This is a genomic window from Brevundimonas denitrificans, from assembly GCF_030160755.1.
Taxonomy (GTDB): domain Bacteria; phylum Pseudomonadota; class Alphaproteobacteria; order Caulobacterales; family Caulobacteraceae; genus Brevundimonas; species Brevundimonas denitrificans.
Genome location: NZ_BSOY01000154.1, coordinates 1 through 893, shown reverse-complemented (window position 1 = coordinate 893; position 893 = coordinate 1). Strand labels below are relative to the sequence as shown.

2 protein-coding genes are annotated in these 893 nt (G+C 61.7%); both read right to left on the bottom strand.

The window, feature by feature from the left end:
* Positions 1-158, bottom strand: a 158-nt coding sequence (locus QQJ79_RS16100) for a TadE/TadG family type IV pilus assembly protein (RefSeq protein WP_431307611.1), incomplete at its 3' end; no start/stop codon positions are given.
* The coding region (locus QQJ79_RS15450; RefSeq protein ID WP_284223820.1) for a tetratricopeptide repeat protein at positions 158-893 on the bottom strand (736 nt) is incomplete at its 5' end. The genes QQJ79_RS15450 and QQJ79_RS16100, both read right to left, overlap by 1 nt.

The window sequence follows — 893 nt, the reverse complement described above, 5'->3', positions numbered from 1 at the left end:
AAGGAAAGCCGTTGCAGATCGATAACCAGAAAGATCATTGCCAGAAGGACCGGCAGGGTCAGGGCCAATTCGACGCTGGTCACCCCCCGGCAACTTGCCAGAAACGCGGCAAGCAGCGGCGGACGGGCGGGCGACGGGCGACGGGCCTTTCTGATCATCATGTTTTCGGCCCCTCCCCGGCGAACAGAAAAGCGCGGAGGGCCACATTGCTCTTCATGGATCGAAGCAACTCATAGTATTTCAGGTTGGCGGTCGCCTCCTCCGCGCCAAGGTCCAGCAAGCCGATATTGAAAGCTGCACCGCTGTCCCCGTTCAGGGCGTAGGCCAAGGCCAGATTTTGCCGAACCCGACGCGTGGAAGCAGGCCCAAAGGCGATTTGGGACAGCCGGGTGATGGCCTCCTTAAGGCGGCCCGCCAGCAACAGGGAAACCCCATAATTGTTCAGGATTTGGATATCGTCGGGCCGGCTTTCCAAAAGCCTTTGATACAGGGGGGCAGATTGATCTGGCTTTCCCGCCATGTCATGGGCAACGGCCAATCCCGCAAGGGCGGCCCGGTTCTCCGGCTCCCGCCCGATGCAGCCTTGAAAATGCAGAACGGCAACGGACGGCTGCTTCAATCGCAGGCTGGTCTTGCCCTGCCCGATCCGGGCGGTACAGCCCTTTTCGGTCAACACCGCCAGACGGTCATAAGCGCCCAGCGCTTCCGGGTAGGCTTCCAGCCGGAAAAGGGCCTCCGCATACCCTGCCCAAAGTGCCGGTGTCTCCCTCCCCGCCCCGAGAAGAGCCGCGTATATCCGGGCAGCAGAGACATAATCCCCGTTTTGTGCCGCGGCGACGGCCACACTCTGTCCGGCCAGCCCCGTATCGGGAGGGGAAGCAAAAAACTGGTCC